Origin of the sequence: Micromonospora craniellae (assembly GCF_014764405.1) — a bacterium.
GTDB lineage: Bacteria > Actinomycetota > Actinomycetes > Mycobacteriales > Micromonosporaceae > Micromonospora > Micromonospora craniellae.
In genome coordinates this window covers 6316070-6337131 of record NZ_CP061725.1, presented here as the reverse complement: position 1 = coordinate 6337131, position 21062 = coordinate 6316070, and the positions used below count along the sequence as shown (strand labels likewise).

Sequence of the window (21062 nt, the reverse complement as noted above, 5' to 3'; positions counted from 1 at the left end):
CCGCACAGTGACTGCCACTAAAGAGCGCCAGCCGGCGCCGACACCCTCCGCCGAAGAGTTGCTGAAGCCACCGCCACCGACCTGGTCGGAGCGGCTGCGCAACAACCGCTGGCTGTCCTTCTACACCAGCCCCCTGCTGATCGCGCTGTTCCTCGTGGCGTGGAAGATCTACGTCGAGGTCACCGACCTGTCCCGGTTCGTGCTGCCACCGCCGGAGGCGGTGTTCACGGCGTTCGCCGAGCAGATCACCGACCCGTTCGTCTGGCGGACCCACATCTGGACGACCTTCTACGAGGTCATGATGGGTCTGGCGCTGGCGATCGTGCTGGGCGTCGGGCTCGGCCTGATGATCGGCAAGTCGCCGCTGTTCGACCGGATCGTCCGGCCGTTCATCGTCGGCACCCAGGTGGTGCCGAAGGTCGCGCTGGTGCCGCTGTTCATCCTCTGGCTCGGCTTCGGCCCCTCGTCCAAGGTGGTCATCGCCGCGCTGCTGGCCTTCTTCCCGCTGCTGATCAACACCTCGTTCGGTGTCCGCTCGGTGCCGGGCTCCATGCACGACCTGATGACGACGCTCAAGGCGTCACGGTGGACACGGTTCTGGAAGGCCGACCTGCCCTACACGATGCCGTTCATCCTGGCCGGCATGGAACTGGCGGTCGTCCAGGCGACCATCGGCGCGATCGTCGGCGAGTACCTCGGCGGTGACAAGGGCCTCGGCCGGTACGCGGTCAACCTGCAGAACAACCTCCAGGTCGACAAGCTGTTCGGCGCGATCCTGATCATGGCGTTGTTCGGCTTCACCCTCTACAGCATCGTCACCGGCGCCCGCCGGCTGCTGATCCCCTGGCACGAGTCCGTGCAGCCGCGCCGCCGCCCCTGACCGGCGGCCCGGCCACCTCCTGACACACCACACGACCCGGTCGGCGCCGCGACGCGGCACTGGCGGACCTCTCCTTGCCCGAATCCGTCAATCCATCCGTACCTTCCTCGCCCCGGGAGTCTTCCGTGACACATAACCCCTCCATCGGCGCGCCGGTCTCCCGGCGCTCGTTCCTCCGGCTCGGCGCCACCGCGGGTCTGCTGCTGCCCACCGCCGGCGGCATGACCCTGATGCTCAGCGGCTGCGGCGACGACGACCAGGTCAACGCCGACGGCAGCCTGAACGGCTCGTACATGACCGCCTCCGGCATGACGTTGAGCTTCGTGGAGACGATGGTCGCCAAGGAGCGCGGCTTCTTCACCGAGCACGGCCTCAACCTGGACATCAAGGGCGGACAGGGCACCGCCACCGCCATCCAGGCCGTCCTCGGCGGCTCGGCCGACCTGACCCGCGCCAACGGCATCAACGCGATCATCGCGGTGGCCAACGAGGACGCGCCGTTCGTCAGCATCGCCAGCGTGCGGCAGAAGTCGCAGTTCGAGGTGGTGTCCCTGCCCGACGACCCGATCCGCAGCCCGGCCCAGCTCGCCGGACGCACCTGCGGCATCGTCTCCACCGGCGGCGCCACCGAGAACCTGCTCGACGTCATGCTGATCAACGCGGGCATCGACCCCGGGTCGGTGCAACGTCCGGTCACCGGTGTCGGCACCGCCGCGTACGAGCTGGCGCGCCGGGGTGAGGTCGACGCCTGGATCTGCGTCAACACCGACCGGGCCACCATCCAGAAGGAGATCGGCGAGGTCGTCTTCTTCAGCACCGACGAGTACGCGCCGATGCCCTCGGACTCGTACAACACCAGCCTCAAGATGGTCGAGTCGGACAGCGACATGCCGGTGCGGTTCCTCGCCGGTGTGCTCAAGGCCATCGACTACGCCAGCAAGGAGGAGAACTGGGACCAGGTCATCAACGACCTGCGCAAGTACAACCCGGAGGCGGACGCGGCCCAGGCCCGCGCCGAACTGCCGCTGTTGGTGGAGAGCTGGCAGGCGGCCGGCCCGGAGAACGCCCTGCGGATGAACCCGCAGACCTGGACCGCCGGCCAGGAGAGCCTCATCAAGGCCAAGCTGGTCAACTCCGCCGCGCCGATCGAGAAGCTGATCTACCCGGATTACCTCGCCCGCGCGAGGGAGCTGTGACGGCCGACCCGGCCGCCGTCGGCGGCGCCGCCGCGGTCCTCGCCGCGGCGGCCGCCAGCGGGGTACGCCGGCTCTGGTTCAACAGCGGCTCCGAGCTGACCTCCTTCCAGGAGGCCGGCGCGCAGGCCCGGCACAAGGGCGAGCCCACCCCGGAGATCATCACCTGCCCGCACGAGCACGTCGCGCTCACCGCGGCGATGGGCGAGACCATGGTCTCCGGTAAACCCAGCATGACGGCGGCCCACGCCGACCTCGGTCTGCTGCACCACGGCGGCGCGATCCACAACGCCATGTGGGGCGACCACCCCATCATGATCATGTCGGGGTACCCGCCGACCCGCGCGCAGTCGCGCACCTCGCCGGTGTTCTGGAAACAGCAGCGCTGGGACCAGGGCGCGATCGTGCGCCAGTACGTCAAGTGGGACTACAAACTGTCCGCGCTCGACGACGCCGCTCTGGTCGTGGCGCGCGGCCTGCAGGTCGCGCTGGCGCCCCGGCGCGGTCCCGTCTATCTGGCGATGCCCGAGGAGGTGGGTCGCCACCCGGCACCCGTCGGCGGCCGCGTTCCCAGCGCCCAGGCGCTCGGTGTGCCGACGCTGGGCCCCGGTGACCCCGGCGTGGTCAGCGAGGTGGCCCGCCGCCTGCGTACGGCCCGCCGCCCGGTCGTGGTCACCGACCGGGTCGGCGAGAACCCCCGCGCGGTGCAGCTGCTCGCCGAGCTGGCCGACACCCTGGGCGTGGAGGTACGCGCCTCCCGCTACCGGGTGAGCCTGCCCGACGACAACCCGTGGCACACCACGGCGCCGCTGGACCAGTTCGACGTCGTCGTCGTGCTGGACCACCCGGTGCCGTGGATGCCCGCACTGGAACAGCCGAGCGACGACGCGTGGATCGGCTGGGTGGGACCCGACCCGATCGAGAGCCGGGTCCCGCTGTACGAGTTGCGGGCCGACGCCCGCACCACCGCCGACCCGGCGGCCTTCCTGGCCGCGGTGCTGGGCGAAGCCGCCTCAGGCGACGCCGACACCGTCCGGCAGCGCCGGCAGCGGCCACCGGGCGTCGGCACGAAGCGGCACACCGCCGGCAAGGGAGCGGCCGGCGGTGTGCCCACCCCCGCGGGGATCGCGGCGGCGCTGGACGCGCACCTGCACCCCGACGACCTGCTCACCTGGGAGGTGTTCGACACCACGGCGGTCCGCCGCACGAAGCCGGGCACCCTGTTCGAGAAAGGCGGCTCCAGCCTCGGCTGGTCGGTGGCTGCCGCGACCGGCGCCAGCATCGCCGCCGGCGGCGCGCACGCGGTCGCGGTCACCGGGGACGGCTCCTACCTGTTCGGCTCGCCGGACTCGTGCCTGTGGCTGCAGCAGCAGCACGACGCCCCGGTGGTCACCGTGGTGGTCAACAACGGCGGCTACCGCACCGGCACCACCACGCTGGCCGCGCACTACCCGGACGGCCTGGCCGTCGCGGCGCCCACGGTGCTCGGCGGTCACCTCACCCCGTCGCCCGACTTCGCCGCGCACGCCCGCGCGCAGGGCTGCTACGGCGAGCGGGTGGTGCGCGCTGCCGACCTGGTCGCCGCCCTGGACCGGGCCCGGGCGGCCGTGCAGCGCGACCGGGTGCCGGCCGTGCTGGACGTCTGGGTGCCCGAACACCTCACCGGGTCGATGGATCCGGGTCGCCGGGCGCGTACCCCGGCCGCAGACGAAGGGACGAGTGATGGCTGAGGTCGTCTCCCCGATCGACGCCCGGGTCCTGGCCCGGGTGGCGCCCGCCTCTCCGGACGAGGTGCACGCCGCGGTCCGCGCGGCGCGGGCCGCGCAACCGGCCTGGGCCCGCCGCACCGGCAGCGAACGCGGCCGGATCCTGCACGCGGTCGCCGACCTCATCGAGGCCGCCGTCGAAGAACTGGCCGAGACCGAGACCCGCAACACCGGCAAGATCCTCAGCGACACGCGGCGGGAGGCACGCCGGGCGGCCGGCAGCTTCCGCTACTACGCCGGCTGGGCCGAGCAGGTACGCGGGGAGACCATCCCGGTCGGCGCCGAGTACCACACCTACACGGCGCCGGAGCCGCACGGCGTCGTCGCCGGGGTCATCCCGTGGAACGTGCCGTTCTTCTTCGCCGCCAAGAAGATCGCTCCGGCGCTGGCGTTCGGCAACGCCTGCCTGCTCAAACCGGCGGAGGAGACCCCGCTGACCGCCCTGCGGCTGGCCGGGCTGCTGACCCAGGCCGGAGTGCCCGAGGAACTTGTGGCGGTGCTGCCGGGCGGCCGGGAGACCGGCGCGGCGCTGGTGTCGCACCCGGACGTGGACCTGATCGTGTTCACCGGGCACCACGACACCGGCAAGGCGATCGCCCGCGCGGCGGCGGAGCACCTGACCCCGGTCGCCCTGGAACTGGGCGGCAAGTCGCCGCAGGTGGTCTTCGGCGACGCCGACCTGGATCGGGCGGTCGACGCGGTGGTGCTCGGGGTGTTCGCCTCCTGCGGCCAGATGTGCATCGCCGGTTCCCGGCTGGTGGTGCACGAGTCGGTCTACGACGAGGTCCTCGACCGGATCGCGGAGCGGGTACGCGGACTGCGGGTCGGTGACCCGTTCGACCAGGACACCGACCTGGGTCCGCAGATCACCTCGGCGCAGCGGGACAAGACGGCGCAGTTCATCGCCGAGACCCGTTCCGCCGGCCGGCTGGTCGCGCAGGCCGCCCTGCCCGACGACGAGCGGCTGCGCGACGGTTTCTACGTGCCGCCGACGGTGTTCGACCGGTTGGACGCGCAGGCGCGGCTGCTCCGCGAGGAGGTCTTCGGCCCGGTCCTGGCGGTGTCGTCGTTCCGCGACGACGCCGAGGCGCTGCGGCTGGCCGACGACACCGACTTCGGGCTCGCCGCCGGGGTGTGGACCGCCGACATCGCCCGGGCGCACCGTTTCGCCGGACAGGTCCGCGCCGGCACGGTCTGGATCAACACGTACCGGGTGCTGTCGGACCTGGTGCCCTTCGGCGGGGTGGGCCTGTCCGGTTACGGGCGGGAGAACGGCACCGAGGCGGCCCGCCTGTACCTGCGCCCGAAGTCGGTGTGGACCTCGCTGGCGGCCGGCACACCGCAGGGGTACGGCCTGGGCGGCGCGGGTGCGGCAGGCTGACCGCCCGCCCGACCCGTCGGCCGAGGAGGTGGGTCGCGGCGGGCTCGCGTTGCTGCGGGACCGCCGCTTCGGCCCGTACTTCTTCGGGTCGCTGGCGTCCAACACCGGCACCTGGTTCCAGAACGTCGCGGCGATCCTGACCATCTTCGCGTTGACCCGCTCCGCCTTCATGGTGGGGCTGGTCACCGCGTTGCAGTTCGCGATGCAGTTGGTCCTCGCCCCGGTCATCGGGGCGGTGGCCGACCGGGTCGACCGGCGGCTGCTGATCATCGTCGGGCAGACGCTGGGCGGGACGGCCGCCGCGGTGCTGGCGGTCCTGGCGTTCCTGGACACCCTCAACGCCCCGCTGCTGCTGACGTTCGTGGGACTGTCCGGTGTGGGGCAGGCGGTCACCGGGCCGGCGGCCCAGGCGCTGGTGCCCAACATCGTCGGACGCGCCGACGTCCCCCAGGCCATCGCGCTGCACTCGCTGACCTTCAACCTGTCCCGGGCGATCGGCCCGGTGGCCGGGGCGGCCACGTACGCGCTGGCCGGCGCCGGTGCCGCGTTCGCCGTCAACGCCGCCAGCTTCCTGGTGTTCGCGCTGGCGCTGGCCGGCGTACGGCTGCCCCGGGCGCAGCCCGGGACCGGCACACGCCGGCTCGGGGTGTTCGACGGCGTCGCCTACGTACGCCACCGGCCGGAGCTGGTGCGTTGCCTGATCGCGGTGGCGCTGATCGGGTTGGCGATGGAGCCGATCAACACGTTGTCGCCGCTGTTCGCCGAGGGCTTCGGCGGCGGCGAGCTGCTGGTCGGCATCTTCATCACCTGTTTCGGGCTCGGTTCGGCGCTGATCGCCGGCTGGGTGGGCCGGCTGCGGCGAGTGATGGGCAGTGGCCGCACCGGCGCGGTCGGGGTGGCCGCCCTCGGCGTCGGGATGGCGGTGCTGGCGGTCAGTCCGGGGCCGGTGGTGGCCACGGTGGGCATCGCCGTGGGCGGCGCCGGTTACCTGCTGGCGGTCAGCGACGTCAACGCCACCATGCAGCACGGCCTGGCCGACGGGGTGCGGGGCCGGGTGATGGCGCTGTGGTCGATGTGTTTCCTGGGCATCCGGCCGGCGGCGGCGATCCTGCACGGCTGGCTGGGCGACGCCTTCTCCGCGCGCACCGGCGCGGTCGTGGCGGTGGTGGCCGCCCTCGCCGCCGCGGTGGTGCTGCGTGGCCGGCGGGCCCTGCGTGCCGCCGGGGGGTGAGGGCCGTGCGTTGACCCCACACCCGACCACAAACTATTCTGCTGAGCGAAACGCCGTTCGCTTGATACGAACGATATGAATGGGGACTCCAGTGCATGACGGACCGCTGACCGGCCTGCGCGTCATCGACGCCTCGACGATCCTGGCCGGACCGCTGTGCTGCCAGATCCTCGGCGACTACGGCGCCGACGTCATCAAGGTCGAACACCCCGTCGCCGGGGACAGCATGCGCGGACACGGCCACGCCAAGGACGGCGTGCCGCTGTGGTGGAAGGAGATCTCCCGCAACAAGCGCACGCTCGGCCTCAAGCTGTCCACACCGGAGGGCGCCGACCTGCTGCGTCGCCTGGCCGCCACCGCCGACGTGCTGGTGGAGAACTTCCGCCCCGGCACCCTGGAACGGTGGGGGATCGGCCCCGACACACTCCTGGAGATCAACCCGGCGCTCGTCGTCGTCCGCATCTCCGGCTTCGGCCAACGCGGCCCCTACGCGCACCGACCCGGCTTCGGCACCCTCGCCGAGGCGATGAGCGGCTTCGCCCACCTCACCGGCGACGAGAACGGCCCGCCGACGCTGCCGGCGTTCGGCCTGGCCGACAGCATCTGCGGCATCGCCGCCTCCTCGGCGACCATGGTCGCGCTCTGGGCCCGCCAGCAGAACGGCGGCAAGGGCCAGGTCGTCGACCTGAGCCTGCTCGAACCGATCATGATGGCGGTCGGTCCCGGGCCCACCGTCTACGACCAGCTCGGCCTGATCGGGCAGCGCCACGGCAACCGCTCCACCAACAACGCGCCCCGCAACACCTACCGCACCCGCGACGGCTCCTGGGTGGCGATCTCCACCAGCGCCCAGTCCATCGCCGAACGGGTGCTGCACCTCGTCGGGCACCCCGAGGTCGTCGACGAACCGTGGTTCGCCTCCGGACGGCAGCGCGCCGAACACGCCGACCTGCTCGACTCCTACGTCGGCGGGTGGATCGCCGAACGCACCCGTGACGAGGTGATGCGGGCCTTCGACGAGGCCGGCGCCGCCGTCGCGCCCGTCTACGACGCCCGCGACATCGTCACCGACGACCACGTCCGCGCCGCCGAGATGCTCGTCGACGTCCCCGACCCCGACTTCGGTCAGGTCCTGATGCACAACGTCCTGTGGCGGATGTCCGAGACCCCCGGCCGGATCCGCTTCACCGGCCGGGCCCTCGGCGCCGACACCGACGATCTCCTCGTCAACGAACTCGGCTGCACCCCCGACACCGTCGCCGACCTGCGCGACCGGGAGATCGTGGCCTGACGGCCGCCACCACGAAGGTAAGGAATGCCGTGACCACCATGAGCACCACCACCAGCCCGGCGAGCGGGACGCAGACGCTGCTGGCCGCCGTGTCCGCCGGAACCCGGGTGTACGACCTGGGTCGCCGCCTGAGCATCGGCATGCCCCAGTCGCCGAACCACCCGCCGTTCTGGCACGCCCTGCCGCGCCGGCACGGCGACGCGGTCCGTGTCGACGGCGGTTCCGCCGCCAACGACATCATCACCATGGGCACCCACGTCGGCACCCACATCGACGCCTTCTCCCACGTGTCCCAGGACGGCCGGCTGTTCGACGGCTCCGACGCCGCCGACGCCGGACGCGGCGGACGCTTCGCCGAGCTGGGCGCACACACCATCGCCCCGATGGTGCGCCGTGGTGTGCTGCTCGACGTGCCGGCCGCGCTGGGCACCCCCGACGGCTGCGTACCCGGCTACGAGATCACCCCGCAGGACCTGACCCGCACCGCCGAGCGGCAGGGCACCCAGGTACGCCCCGGCGACGTGGTGCTCATCCGCAGCGGCTGGGGACGGCTGTTCGGCGACGCCGACCGCACCCGCTTCGTCGGTCACGACAGCGGCGTACCCGGCGTCGGCGAGGCCGGCGCCACCTGGCTGGCCGACCAGGGCGTACACGCCGCCGGCGCGGACACCATCGCCTTCGAGTGCCTGCGCCCCGGCGCCGGACACAGCGTCCTGCCGGCACACCGGGTCCTGCTGGTCGAACGCGGCGTCTACATCATCGAGACGATGGCGCTGGAGGAACTGGCCGCCGCCGGGGTGCACGAGTTCCTGTTCGTGCTCTCGCCGCTGGCCATCTTCGGAGCCACCGGCTCGCCGGTGCGTCCGCTGGCGGTGGTCGTCGATGCCTGAGCAGACCCTCGCCCGGCAGCTCGCCGCGTTCGCCGCCCGCACCCGCACCACGGGGCTGCCCGACCCGGTCGCCACCAGCGTGCGCCAGCGGGTCCTGGACATCCTCGGCCTGTGCGTCGCCGCGCACCGGCTGCCGACCAGCCACGCCGCCCTCGAACACGTCGCCGAGCAGGGCGGACGCGCCCAGGCGTACGTCGTCGGCCTGCCCGACGCGGTACCCGCCGCGCAGGCCGCGTTCGGCAACGGCGTCCTGGCCCACTCGCTGGACTACGACGACACCCACCTGCCGTCGGTGCTGCACCCCAGCGCCGCCGTGGTGCCGGCGGCCCTGGCCGCCGCGCAGGCCGCCGGCGCCGACGGCGCCGCCCTCACCACCGCCGTCGCGGTCGGCATCGAGGTCACCGTCCGGATCGGCATGGCCGGCTACGACCCGACGCTGAACAACTCGGTGTTCTTCGAACACGGCCAGCACGCCACCTCCATCTGCGGGGCGATGGGCGCCGCCGTGGCCGCCGGCATGCTGGTCGGCCTGGACGAGGACGGCCTGCTGGACGTCCTCGGCGTGACCGCCTCGATGGCCGCCGGGGTGATCGAGGCCAACCGCACCGGCGGCACCGTCAAACGGCTGCACTGCGGCTGGGCCGCGCACAGCGCCGTCACCGCCGCCGACCTGGTCCGACGCGGCTTCACCGGACCACCCACCGTGCTGGAGGGCCGGTTCGGGTTCTTCACCGCCTTCCTGCGCGGCGAGGCCGACCACGACCAGGTCACCGACGGAATCGGCGAACGCTGGGCGGTACCGGACATCTTCTTCAAGCCGTACCCGGCCAACCACTTCACCCACGCCGCCATCGACGCCGGCCTGGCCCTGCGCGCCCAGGGTGTACCGGTCGACCGGATCGACCACATCGAACTGCGGGTACCCGCCGCGGTGATCCGCACCATCGGGCAGCCCATCGACACCAAACGCGCCCCGGACACCGGCTACCAGGCCCAGTTCAGTGGCCCGTACGCGGTGGTCGCGGGCCTGCTCGGCGGCGGCGGCCTGGGCCTCGGGCTGGGCGACTTCACCGACGAGCTGGCCCGCGACCCGGCCCGCCGGGCGCTGATGGCCCGCGTCGACGTGGTCGCCGACGACGAGTGCAGCAGGATCTTCCCCTACCAGTTCCCGGCCGTCGTGACGGTCCGCACCGACGACGGCCGGACCTGGCGCGAGGAGGTGCTGACCAACCGCGGTGGCCCGCAACGACCGCTGTCCGACGGGGAACTGGCGATGAAGTTCCGCGACAACGTCGCCGGTCGCCTCGACCCGGACACCGCCGAGAAGGTGGTGGCCGCCGTCGGCGCTCTCGCCGACGTCACCGACGTGGCCGACCTGCTGCGCCCGCTGACCCGGCTGCGCACCGCCACCGACTGACCCGCCCGCGACCCGTCGCCCGCCGACCTTCAGGAGCACATCATGCAACCCTTCGATCTCGTAGTGCGCAACGTCCGCGTGGTGCGACACGACCAGGCGGAGCCGGCGGCGCTGGACATCGGCGTACGCGACGGCCGGGTGGCCCGTCTCGCCCCGAGCATCGACGCCGCCGAGGCGACCACCGTCGTCGACGGCGGCGGCAAGCTCGCCTTCCCCGGCGTCGTCGACGCCCACCAGCACTGGGGCATCTACCACCCGCTGGCGCAGGACACCGGCACCGAGAGCCGCGCCTGCGCGCAGGGCGGTGTCACCTCCGCCATCAACTACATCCGCACCGGCCAGTACTACCTCAACCGGGGCGGACCGTACGGCGAGTTCTTCCCCGAGGTCCGCGCCACCACCGACCACCGCTCCTTCGTCGACTACGCCTTCCACGTGGCGCCGATGACCGCCGAGCACATCGACGAGATCCCCGACCTGGTCCGCGACCACGGGGTCACCTCGTTCAAGATCTTCATGTTCTACGGCGGTCACGGCCTGCACGGGCGCTCCGCCGACCAGAGCTCGTTCCTGATGATCCCGCCCGACGCCCGCTACGACTACGCGCACTTCGAGTTCGTCATGCGCGGCGTGCAGGCCGCCCGTGAACGGTTCCCCGAACTGGCCGACGAGATCTCGCTGTCGCTGCACTGCGAGACCGCGGAGATCATGTCGGCGTACACCCGGATGGTCGAGCAGGAGGGCACGCTGACCGGCCTGGCCGCGTACAGCGCCTCCCGGCCGCCGCACTCCGAGGGCCTGGCGGTCAGCATCGCCGCCTACCTCGCCCACGAGACCGGCCTGCCCACCATCAACCTGCTGCACCTGTCCTCGGCCAAGGCCGTCGACGCGGCGATCCGCATGGCGCAGGCGTTCCCGCACGTCGACTTCCGCCGCGAGGTGACCATCGGGCACCTGCTGGCCGACATCGACACCGCGTACGGCCTCGGCGGCAAGGTCAACCCGCCGCTGCGTCCCCGCGAGGACGTCGAGGCGCTCTGGGCGCACCTGCTCGACGGCCAGCTCGACTGGGTCGTCAGCGACCACGCCTGCTGCCGCGCCGAGGTCAAGTTCGGTGAGCCCGACGACGACATCTTCGTCGCCAAGTCCGGTTTCGGCGGCGCCGAGTACCTGCTGCCCGGCCTGATCAGCGAGGGCACCAAACGCGGCCTGTCCTACGCCCGCGTCGCCGAGCTGACCTCGTGGGCGCCGGCCCGCCGCTTCGGCCTGGCCAGCAAGGGCGCCATCGCCGAGGGCCTGGACGCCGACCTCTGCCTGGTCGACGCCGACCACACCTGGACGGTACGCGCCGACGAGTCGCTGTCGGCGCAGGACTACACGCCGTTCGAGGGCATGGAACTGACCGCCCGCGTCACCGACACGTTCCTGCGCGGCGAGCAGATCCTGCGCGACGGCACCGTGGTCGGGCAGCCACGCGGCCGATACCTGTCCCGCCCGACCCGCCCGTGACCGCCGTCGGCACGTCCCCGGCCATCGCCCGCAGCTACCTGTACGTGCCGGGGGACCAGCCGGACAAGCTGGCCCGGGCCGCGACCCGCGGCGCCGACGCCTGCATCCTCGACCTGGAGGACGCGGTCGTGCCGGCACACAAACCCGCCGCCCGGGAAACCGTCGGGACGTTCCTCGCCGACGCGCCCGCCGGCCCCCAGTGGTGGGTACGCGTCAACGCCGACACGCCGGCCGACGACATCGCCGCGGTGGCCGGCGCGCACCTGACCGGCGTGGTGGTGCCCAAGGCCGACGTCGACCTGCTGGCCGAGGTGGACCGGCTGCTCGGCGACGCCGAACACACCCACCGCCTGCCGGCCGGCTCGCTGGTGGTGTTCGCCCTGCTGGAGACCGCTGGGGGAGTGTGGCGGGCGGACGCGGTGGCCGCCGCCCGCCGGGTGGTCCGGCTCGGACTCGGCGAGGCGGACCTGGCCGCCGAACTGCGCCTGCAACCAGGCCCGGACAGGGCCGAGCTGTGGCCGATGCGGTCCCGCGTGGTGCTGGCCGGCGCCGCCGCCGGCCTCGCCCCGCCGGTCGGCCCCACCGAGACGGTCCTACGCGACCCGGACCGCCTCGAACAGACCAGCCGGCTGCTGCTGCGACAGGGTTTCCGGGGCCGCACCGCCATCCATCCCGCCCAGGTGCCGGTGGTCAACCGGGTGTTCTCGCCGACCGACGAGGAGGTGGCCGCCGCCCGCGACGTCGTCGACCGGCTGGCCGACGCCGAACGTGACGGCTCCGGCGTGACGGTCACCGCCGACGGCCGGTTCATCGACGCGGCGGTCGCGCGCAGCGCCCGGGAGATCCTCGACCGGGCCGCCGTAGGCGGCTAACCGCCCCGGAACCCCTGGACCGGCCCCGGTGGCACCCCGGCGTCCCGGGGCCGGTCCGCACCCTTGCCACTAAAACATGATTATGTTTAGCATGTTATTCCTGGTGGTGAAGGGAGCACCCACATGACCATCACGACCACCACACCCCACCTGCACCGCCACACCTGCGCGGTGTTCACCTGCGAGGTGACCCTCGCCAGCCACGGACCACCGGCCCTGCCGTTCACCGACGTGGAACACCGACTACGGGACCTGGACCGCCGCTTCTCCCGGTTCCGCCCCGACAGCGAACTGTCCCGCCTCAACGCCGCCGCCGGCACCTGGCACCACATCTCCGACGACCTGCACGCCATGCTCCGCCACGCCCTCGACGTCGCCGCCGCCAGCACCGACCTGGTCAACGCGGCCGTCCTACCCCGCCTACACACCGCCGGCTACACCCACTCCTGGGCCACCGGCGCCCCACACACCCCGCCACCGGCGCCACCCGCCCCCGTACCACCGCTGCACACCGTGCTGCACCTACGCCCCCGCGCCGCCCGACTCGCCCCCGGCCACCACGTCGACGTCGCCGCCCTCGCCAAAGGACGCTGGGCCGACGACGTCATCACCTGGCTCGGCCCCAACTCGGCCGCCAGCATCGGGGGAGACGTCGCCTGCCGAGGCCCCGGCCCCGACGGCGACGGCTGGCCCATCGCCCTACCCGACGGACGGACCCTGCTGGTCCGCGACGGCGGCGTCGCCACCAGCGGCACCGGCAGACGACGCTGGGGCACCGACCGGCACCACCTCATCGACCCCCGCACCGGACACCCCACCACCTCCGACATCACCCAGGCCACCGTCCTGGCCCGCACCGGCGCCTGCGCCGACTGGGTCGCCACCGCCGCCGTCATCGGCGGCCACCCGGCAGCCGACCAGCTCGCCACCCGCACCGACGTCCACCACCTGTGGCTGACCGGAACACCCCGATGACCGACACCGTCCCCACCGGCCCCGACCGGCTCGTCGACACCGCCCGCTTCCGCGCCGCCTACCGGCAGGTGCCCGCCCCCGTGGCGATCCTCCTCGTACCCGGCGGACCCGCCGGCGTCACCGGCCTCACCTGCACCTCCGCCACATCCCTGTCCGGCCGACCACCCATGGCCATGGTCGCCGTCGACCACAAGACCCACCTCGCCCCACTGGCCGAAGACACCGGCCAGTTCAGCATCAACTACCTCGCCGCCGACCGCGCCACCTGGGCACAGGCCTTCGCCACCCGCAGCCGACACCTCGACGACCTCGCCGCCGCCGTCGTCGCCGGCCACACCCGCGTACCCACCCTCGCCACCGGCACCACCGCCGTCCTCGAATGCCGCACCACCGCCGTACACCACGGCGGCGACCACTGGATCCTCTGCGGCGAGGTCCTACACGCCCGCGCCCAAACCGACGCGAAACCCCTGCTCTACCTCGGCGGACGCTACGGCACCTTCCACCACGACACCTAGACGCGCCGGGAGGCGGCCAGACATGACCACACCACGCCCACACACCGTCGACGCCGGCGGCTTCACCACCCGCTACTGGGAAAGCACCCCACCACACACCCCACGCGGCACCATCGTCCTCGTCCACGACGGCGCCTTCGGCGGCGACGCCATCAGCAGCTGGGCCACCGTCATGCCGCTGCTCGCCCGGCGCCACCGCGTCCTCGCCCCCGACATGCTCGGCTACGGCGACACCGACAAAGCCGTCTACCTCGACCGGTCACCGTACGCCTCCCGCACCGCCCACCTCGCCGCGTTCTGCACCGCCATCGGCGTCCACACCGCCCACTTCGTCGGCCAGTCCTTCGGCGGCTCACTCCTGCTCCGGGCCCTCGCCGCCACCACACCCACCCTGCCGGCACTCTCCGCCGTCAGCATCTGCGGCACCGGCGGCCCCTGGCGCACCACCAAAGGCATCACCGAACTCGGCCACTTCGACGGCACCGAACAAGACATGCGCCGCCTGGTCACCACCATGGTCGACGACCATCCCGGCCTCGACGACACCATCCGCACCCGCTACGCCAACACCCGCAAACCCGGACACGTCACCGCCCTGCTCGCCGCCCGCCTACGCCACCCCACCATGTCCACCCCCACCACCGACGACACCTGGCCCAGCCCGCTACGCCACAGCCCCGTCCCCGTACTCGTCGTCGAAGGCACCCGCGACGACCTGCTCCAACCCGGCTGGAGCCGACACTTCGACAACCTCGCACCCCACATCCACATCCACCGCATGGACACCCGACACGCCCCCAACCTCGACCAACCCGACACCCTCGCCGAGCTGCTGCTGACCTTCCTCACCACCCGGACCACCCCATGAACAGCCTGCTGTTCCTGCACGACGCCGACGTCCTCCCCGGACCCGTCGGCGCACTCCGCCTCCTCGCCGACGACCTCGACGTCGACGTACCCCGCCACCCCGGCTTCGGCACCCCCCACGACGCCACCACCGCACACTGGGACAGCGTCGCCGACCTCGCCCAGCACTACCTCACCACCACCACCGACACCCCCCGCCACCTCGCCGGCGCCGGCTTCGGCGGCTGGATCGCCCTGGAGATGGCGGTACGCGCACCCCACCGCTTCACCTCACTCGTCCTCGTCTCCCCGTACGGCGTCAAACTCTCCGGCCCCACCGAACCCGACTTCGCCGACATCCTGCTCCTCGACCCCACCGAGATCATCGAACTCGGCTGGGCCGACCCCACCGCCAGCCACGACCTACGGATGCCCGGCCACCCCGCCGACCTACCCGACAGCGACCACGAACGCGCCTTCGCCGACCGCGCCGCCCTGGCCCGATACGCCTGGAAACCCTTCCTCCACGACCCCCGACTCCGACGATGGCTGCACCTGATCACCATCCCCACCCTCGTCATCGCCGGCAGCCACAACCGCCTCGTCCCACCCCGACACAGCGCCGCCCTCGCCGACCTGCTCCCCACCGCCCGCTACCTCGAACTCCCACACACCGGCCACTACCCCTACCTCGAACGCCCCGACGAGTTCCACCGGCTGGTCCGGTCCTTCCTGAGGGGAGAGGCCCCATGAGGCTCTACCACTTCACCGAGATGCCGTACCCCTTCGTGCCCCCCGAGGCCGAAGAAGCCCACCGCGGACTCAAATACTTCATGCCCAACCGCTACTACGACCCGGTCCTCGGCCACCAGCTCTACCAGCGCTACCTCGACGAGTACGAACTCGCCGACGAACTCGGCTTCGACCTCATGGTCAACGAACACCACCAGTCCGCCTCCACCCTCCAGGTCTCCGCCACCCTCAGCGCCGCCTCCGTCCTGCACCGCACCCGCCGCGGCCGGGTCCTCGTCCTCGGCACCCCACTGCCACACCGCGAAAGCCCCGTCCGCGTCGCCGAGGAGATCGCCTACCTCGACGCCGTCAGCGGCGGACGCATCGACTGCGGCTTCGTCCGAGGCGTCCAGGGCGAGACGTTCCCCTCCAACCAGAACCCCGTCCACAACCTCGACATGTTCATCGAAGCCCACGACCTCATCACCCAGGCCTGGACCCGCGACGACGTCTTCTCCTGGGAAGGCACCCACTACCACTACCGCTACGTCAGCGTCTGGCCGCGCCCCTACCAGCAGCCCCACCCACCGATCTGGATCAGCGGCACCTCCACCCGCCTCGTCGAATGGACCGCCCGCCACGGCTACACCCTGTGCAACCTGCTCGGCACCTACGAGGACACCGCCGCCTCGTTCCGGCTCTACCGCCGCACCGCCACCGCCGCCGGCCACCCCGAACCCGGCCCCGACCGGTTCGCCTACATGGCCCTGTGCCACGTCGCCCCCACCGAACAGCAGGCCCGCGACATCGGCCGCAAACTCATGTACTACCTCAAGCCCGGCCGCCTGCGCCTCGGCGCGGCCAGCCCACCCGGCTACTTCCCACCCGCCTCCGCCGTCGCCGCCCTACGCGGCCGACTCGGCGCCGTCCGCCGCATGAGCTACGAAGACCTCATCGACGCCGGCATCCTGCTCATCGGCACCCCCGACCAGGTCACCGCACAGATCCGCCGCCTCTACGAACACACCGGCGCCGGACACCTCATCCTGATGAACCACGCCGGCGACATGACCAGCAACGAGGTACGCGACCACCTCACCCTGTTCGCCCGCGAAGTCATGCCCGCCGTCACCCCCCTCGGCACCGACTGGCGCGACCACGACACCACCTGGCGACTCGACAACGACCACACCCCGGTACGCGCCGTCCTGTCCAGCGCACTGTCCTGACCGACCCTCACCACCAACCCACCACCTCGTCCTGCACACCCGCGTAGTCCCGCACCAGATGCCCCGCCAACGCCACCATGTGCGCCCGCATCAACCGCTCCGCCTCCACCCCGTCCCCGGCCACGATCGCCGCCGCCACCGCCTCGTGCTCCCGCCGCACCTCCTCCCACCGCTCCGGCCGCCGCTCCGCCGCCACCACCCGCTCCGTGTAGATCTCCTTCAACGCCCGCCCGAACAGATCCAGCACCCCGTTGCCCGACAACCCCGCCACCACACCATGGAACCGCTGCATCACCGCCAGATAACTGGCCTCGTCCCGCTCCTCCAGGCTCCGATGCTCCCGCATCGACTCCGCCAACTCCCGCAACCGCCCCGCATCACGCCGCTCCGCCGCCAACCTCGCCATCAACGGCTCCATGATCACGCGCGCCTCGACCAGCTCACCGAACCTGGTCCGCCCCATCTGCATGAACAACGCCATCGTCCGACCGAACGTGTGCGGATCCACCGCCCCCACCACCGGCCCACCACCACGACCCGGCCGCACCCGCACCAGACCGTTGATCTCCAGAATCCGCAACGCCTCCCGCAGCGTCCCGCGACTCACCCCGTACCCCTGGAGCATCTGCGCCTCGGTCGGCAACGCCGCACCCGCCGACAACCCCTGCTCGACGATGTCCTCCAGGATCTGCCGCGCCACCAACTCACTCATCTTCGCCGCACGCTGACGGAACCTCGGGGTCGGCTGACTCGCGGGCATGACCCGATCCTACGGTGCCACGATCTTGGCCAGACCCGCACGCGACCGCACACAGCCCCCATCGACCGGCGCCACCCGCCTCACCGCCGACGACCGCGCACCCAGCAGACCACCCACCAACGCCGCCACCGTGTCCGTGTCCCCACCACACCGCACCGCCGCCACCAACCCACCCCGCACCGACGCCGCGCCCCGCACACAGTGCAGCACCGCCGCCACCGTCTCGGCCGCGTCCAGACCCACACCCGACGGCGGGGGAGACCATCCACCCGCCACCACGTCACCCAACAACCCGGCCAGCCGCGGCGCGTCCCCGCACACCGGACGCGCCACCTGCACCAACTCCGCCGCCCGATCCAGCAACACCGCCACCGGCACGCCCGCCACCGACCACGACGCGCACCCGGCCATCACCACCGCCGCGACCAACGCCTCCGGCGCCCGGTGCGTCGCCCGCGTCAACTCCACCGTCCGTGCCACCAGCAGATCCATCCGCTCCGGCGGCACCGACCAGCCCACCGGCAACGCCCGCATCGGCGCGCCGTTCGTGCCACCCTCCCGATCGTCGGGCACCGCACCGGTGGCCCGGAACGCCGCCAGCGCCGCCCGCGTCGATGGCCCCGCACCCGGCACCGGGGGATCGTGCGCCGCCACCCGAGACAGGAACGTCACCGCGTCCACGTCACCGCCACCGTCCACCAGGCACCCGGCCACGAGCAGCGTCAACGCCGTGTCGTCCGAGGTCGCCCCGGCAGCCCACCGGTCACTGGCCCGAGGCGTCTCGATCACCTCGGCACCGTCGTCGGTCGGTGGACGCCCCTCGTACGGCACCCCCAACGCGTCCCCGCAGGCGTACGCGGTCAACGCCCCCGCCACCCGCCACACCGCCGCCGGCCCATCCACGACACTCGACACGCCCACAGCCTATGCGCCCGAACGAGGGGAGTGGTCGACTACTCTGAGTGACCGGACCGGGCGAGGCGGAACCCCACGTCGTCGACCGCGAAGGTCGGGTGACTGCGCCGCCGCACCGACGCCCGGCAACTCCAGTGCTCGTCGAACCAGCCGCCGCCGCGCAACACCCGGTAGGTGCCGTACACCTCGGGGTCGTACACGTCCCAACACCAGTCCCAGACGTTGCCCAGCATGTCGTACAGGCCCCAGGCGTTGGGCCGCTTACCGCCCACGTCGTGCAGCCGGTCACCGGAGTTGCCGCGATACCAGGCGATCTCGTCCAGCGGTCCGTACCGCGGACCGCTGGTGCCGGCCCGGCAGGCGTGCTCCCACTCGGCCTCGGTGGGCAGCCGGTACCCGTCGGCGCCGGTGTCCCACCCGACGTCCTCGCCGTCGATCCGGTACGCCGGCCGCAGCCCGTCGGCACGGCCCGACGTCGACTGGACAGCTGCGCTGCGTACGCCGGTCCGACAGCACCACACGCCCTGCCGGGACGTCCACCATCACACTGTCGGAGTCCACGAGGACCAGATGCTACCGATCCATCCCGACAGCGGGCTTCTTCCGCCGCCCGACGCAGGTTCGATAATTGACATTATGTAAAGCTGGCGTTCCGACGCACTCCCCGAGAGGGGATTCCGGCAGCCTGGGATGTAAGGAAGGGTCCCCTGCTATACACCAGGCGTTAGCAAGGGACCCTTCCTTACATCCCGGCGCGCTCCGGCGCGGGTGCGTAGGGCTTCGTCGGCGATCGGCGCGACGACGGCGCACGCCGGGCGGCCTGCCGGGCCGCGCTCCAGAACGATCACCCACCGCCGACGCCTGACCGGCGCGTCCGGGTTGCCTCGGTCCCCGCCCCCACCGCGCGCCGACCGCCCGGCGCGCCCGACGGCACGGACAGGCCGAGGACGGCTTCCCACTGTGCCCCCATCGTTCGGCGGCACGGTGGGCTCCGTTTCCCGGTCCCCCGGGTCGGCCACGAACCCGAAAATCATGCATAATATCCCTTATGCATGACAAAAGGGATGAAACGGTACAGGTGCTGATCGAGGAGTTCCTGACCTCCCGGGCGACGCGCAAGCCCTCCCCGCACACCCAGGCGGCGTACCGGCGGGACCTGGTCTCGGTGGCCGTGCTCGCGGCGGAGTTGGCCACCCCTCCCCTCCCCCTCGGCGACCTGCGGATCGGGGCGCTCTCCCCCAGGTTGATGCGGGCGGCGTTCGCCCGGTTCGCCGCCGACCGGGCCGCCGCCTCGGTGGGGCGCGCCTGGTCCACCTGGAACGGCTTCTTCTCGTTCCTGGTGGCCGAGCAGGTGGTGGCCGGCAATCCGATGCCGGCGGTGGGACGGCCCCGGGCGCCGCTGCCGGCGCCGAAGCCGCTGCGGGGTGAGGACACTCCCGAGCAGTTGCTCGCCGCGGCGGCGCAGGCTCGGGGACGGCAGCGGGACCCGTGGCCGGAGCGGGACGTGGCGGTGTTGGCGCTGGCGTTGTGCGCCGGGCTGCGGTTGTCGGAACTGCTGGCGTTGCGGGTCGGTTCGCTGGGAGGTCGGCCGGGCGAGCGCCGGTTGGAGGTGGCCGGCAAGGGTGGGCGGCCTCGGGTGTTGCCGGTGGAGCCGGATCTGGACGCGCTGCTGGCCGGGTACCTGGACAGTCGGGTGCGGCGGTTCGGTTCGCGGACGGTGCGGCCGGCCTCGCCGTTGCTGGTGGATCGGCAGGGTGAGGCGTTGCGGCGGGGTGGTCTGCAGTATCTGGTGGAGTCCTGTTACCGGCGCGCGGGGATCGGTGACCGGGTGCCGCGTGGGGCGCGGTTGCACGCGTTGCGGCACACGTTCGCGACGCGGTTGGCCGAGGACGGGGCGGGTGCGGCGGAGATCATGCGGTTGTTGGGGCATGCGTCGCTGGCGTCGTCGCAGACGTACATCGAGGTGACGTCCGGGCAGCAGCGGGAGGCGGCGAGGGTGAATCGCACGTACCGGGCGTTGGTGGGGTTGGTGCGGTCTCAGGCGGGGTGAGCGGCGAGGACGGCCGGTAGGACGGCGGCGATGGCGGTGGTGGGGTCGAAGTGGGGGTCGGGGTTGGCGAGTTGGTTGTTGAGGAGTCCGTCGATGAGGGCGAGCAGGAGTCGCAGGGCGGTGGCGGGGTGTCGGGCGCCGAGTGCGGCGAGCAGGGGTGTGGCCCAGGCGGCGAGGTCGTGTTGGCGTTGGGCGATCTGGTGTTGGAGGGCGGGGTGGTGGGCGGCTTCGGCGAAGATCGCGAGTCGGGCGAGGGTGAGGGCGCGCTGGGTGGTGGTGAGGTCGTGGACGAGGGCGCCGAGGGCGGCGGTGAAGGTGTCGGGGTCGATGTGGTCGAGGGTGCCGGCGAGGTGGTTCCAGCCGGTGGTTTCGAGGTCGAGGATGCGGGTGAGGACGCCGGCGATGAGGGCTTCGCGGGTGCGGTAGCGGTTGGAGGTGGAGCCGGTGGGGAGTTCGGCCTGGTCGTCGACGGCGCGGTGGGTGAGGTGGCGGGGGCCGCGGGTGCCGAGGACGGCGATGGCGGCGTCGAGGAGGCGTTGTTGGCGGGCGTCCACGTGGCCGAGACTACATCAGTAGTGCTGGCAACTACATCTGTAGTACGGTCGGG

19 protein-coding genes and 1 pseudogene are annotated in these 21062 nt (G+C 72.3%); 16 read left to right on the top strand and 4 right to left on the bottom strand.

Translation table 11 applies throughout. The annotated features are described in order from the left end of the window. Window positions 1-7 precede the first annotated feature (7 nt). The 15 genes from ID554_RS28835 to ID554_RS28765 all read left to right on the top strand — a co-directional run bounded on the left by ID554_RS28835 (window position 8) and on the right by ID554_RS28765 (window position 16730). Window positions 8-880 (top strand): ABC transporter permease, encoded by an 873-nt coding sequence (locus tag ID554_RS28835; protein ID WP_117227631.1) that lies wholly within the window; start codon window positions 8-10, stop codon window positions 878-880. Window positions 881-1005: 125 nt separating this feature from the next. Continuing rightward, the gene (locus ID554_RS28830) at window positions 1006-2076 is read left to right on the top strand and encodes an ABC transporter substrate-binding protein (protein ID WP_117227630.1); all 1071 of its coding nucleotides are present in this window, start codon (window positions 1006-1008) and stop codon (window positions 2074-2076) included. Then, entirely contained in the window at window positions 2073-3803 is a 1731-nt protein-coding gene (locus tag ID554_RS28825) for a thiamine pyrophosphate-dependent enzyme (RefSeq protein ID WP_117227629.1), read from the top strand. Before ID554_RS28830 ends, ID554_RS28825 begins: the two co-directional genes overlap by 4 nt. After that, window positions 3796-5220 carry an aldehyde dehydrogenase family protein gene (locus ID554_RS28820; RefSeq protein ID WP_117227628.1) on the top strand — a complete coding sequence of 475 codons (1425 nt, stop codon included), beginning with the start codon at window positions 3796-3798 and terminating at the stop codon, window positions 5218-5220. The genes ID554_RS28825 and ID554_RS28820 overlap by 8 nt, the downstream gene beginning before the upstream one ends. Further along, the gene (locus tag ID554_RS28815; protein WP_117227627.1) at window positions 5207-6451 is read left to right on the top strand and encodes an MFS transporter; all 1245 of its coding nucleotides are present in this window, start codon (window positions 5207-5209) and stop codon (window positions 6449-6451) included. Before ID554_RS28820 ends, ID554_RS28815 begins: the two co-directional genes overlap by 14 nt. Window positions 6452-6530: 79 nt before the next feature. Then, a complete protein-coding gene (locus ID554_RS28810) occupies window positions 6531-7742 on the top strand; it encodes a CaiB/BaiF CoA transferase family protein (RefSeq protein ID WP_191088657.1) in 1212 nt (403 codons plus the stop codon). 38 nt (window positions 7743-7780) lie between these two features. After that, entirely contained in the window at window positions 7781-8632 is an 852-nt protein-coding gene (locus ID554_RS28805; RefSeq protein WP_117227740.1) for a cyclase family protein, read from the top strand. Then, window positions 8625-10049, top strand: a complete 1425-nt coding sequence (locus ID554_RS28800; protein ID WP_117227625.1) for an MmgE/PrpD family protein — start codon at window positions 8625-8627, stop codon at window positions 10047-10049. The genes ID554_RS28805 and ID554_RS28800 overlap by 8 nt, the downstream gene beginning before the upstream one ends. A gap of 42 nt (window positions 10050-10091) precedes the next feature. After that, window positions 10092-11558 carry a dihydroorotase gene (locus ID554_RS28795; RefSeq protein WP_117227624.1) on the top strand — a complete coding sequence of 489 codons (1467 nt, stop codon included), beginning with the start codon at window positions 10092-10094 and terminating at the stop codon, window positions 11556-11558. Next, the gene (locus ID554_RS28790) at window positions 11555-12430 is read left to right on the top strand and encodes an HpcH/HpaI aldolase/citrate lyase family protein (protein ID WP_117227623.1); all 876 of its coding nucleotides are present in this window, start codon (window positions 11555-11557) and stop codon (window positions 12428-12430) included. The genes ID554_RS28795 and ID554_RS28790 overlap by 4 nt, the downstream gene beginning before the upstream one ends. Before the next feature lie 123 nt (window positions 12431-12553). Next, window positions 12554-13405 carry an FAD:protein FMN transferase gene (locus ID554_RS28785; RefSeq protein ID WP_117227622.1) on the top strand — a complete coding sequence of 284 codons (852 nt, stop codon included), beginning with the start codon at window positions 12554-12556 and terminating at the stop codon, window positions 13403-13405. Further along, window positions 13402-13923, top strand: coding sequence for a flavin reductase family protein (locus ID554_RS28780; RefSeq protein WP_147333437.1), 522 nt, complete (start codon window positions 13402-13404; stop codon window positions 13921-13923). The genes ID554_RS28785 and ID554_RS28780 overlap by 4 nt, the downstream gene beginning before the upstream one ends. A 22-nt stretch (window positions 13924-13945) precedes the next feature. Next, entirely contained in the window at window positions 13946-14791 is an 846-nt protein-coding gene (locus ID554_RS28775) for an alpha/beta fold hydrolase (protein WP_117227620.1), read from the top strand. Further along, complete coding sequence (locus ID554_RS28770; RefSeq protein ID WP_117227619.1) at window positions 14788-15522, top strand: alpha/beta fold hydrolase; 735 nt, start codon at window positions 14788-14790, stop codon at window positions 15520-15522. Before ID554_RS28775 ends, ID554_RS28770 begins: the two co-directional genes overlap by 4 nt. Beyond that, window positions 15519-16730: an LLM class flavin-dependent oxidoreductase gene (locus tag ID554_RS28765; RefSeq protein ID WP_117227618.1), complete on the top strand. Its 1212-nt coding sequence runs from the start codon at window positions 15519-15521 to the stop codon at window positions 16728-16730. Before ID554_RS28770 ends, ID554_RS28765 begins: the two co-directional genes overlap by 4 nt. A 7-nt stretch (window positions 16731-16737) precedes the next feature. Here ID554_RS28765 and ID554_RS28760 read toward each other — a convergent pair whose 3' ends face one another. The 3 genes and pseudogenes from ID554_RS28760 to ID554_RS28750 form a co-directional block, all read right to left on the bottom strand. Continuing rightward, window positions 16738-17490: a FadR/GntR family transcriptional regulator gene (locus ID554_RS28760; protein WP_117227617.1), complete on the bottom strand. Its 753-nt coding sequence runs from the start codon at window positions 17488-17490 to the stop codon at window positions 16738-16740. A 9-nt stretch (window positions 17491-17499) separates the two neighbouring features. Continuing rightward, window positions 17500-18405 carry an ADP-ribosylglycohydrolase family protein gene (locus ID554_RS28755; protein ID WP_158573713.1) on the bottom strand — a complete coding sequence of 302 codons (906 nt, stop codon included), beginning with the start codon at window positions 18403-18405 and terminating at the stop codon, window positions 17500-17502. 38 nt (window positions 18406-18443) lie between these two features. Continuing rightward, window positions 18444-18947, bottom strand: a pseudogene (locus ID554_RS28750) (formylglycine-generating enzyme family protein); the annotation flags it as partial. A gap of 506 nt (window positions 18948-19453) precedes the next feature. Between ID554_RS28750 and ID554_RS28745 the strand changes: the two are divergent. Then, entirely contained in the window at window positions 19454-20455 is a 1002-nt protein-coding gene (locus ID554_RS28745; protein WP_117227615.1) for a tyrosine-type recombinase/integrase, read from the top strand. Here the strand turns inward: ID554_RS28745 and ID554_RS28740 are convergent. Beyond that, window positions 20443-21009 carry a TetR/AcrR family transcriptional regulator gene (locus tag ID554_RS28740; RefSeq protein ID WP_117227614.1) on the bottom strand — a complete coding sequence of 189 codons (567 nt, stop codon included), beginning with the start codon at window positions 21007-21009 and terminating at the stop codon, window positions 20443-20445. The two genes, ID554_RS28745 and ID554_RS28740, sit on opposite strands and share 13 nt — an antisense overlap. Window positions 21010-21062: the final 53 nt, after the last annotated feature.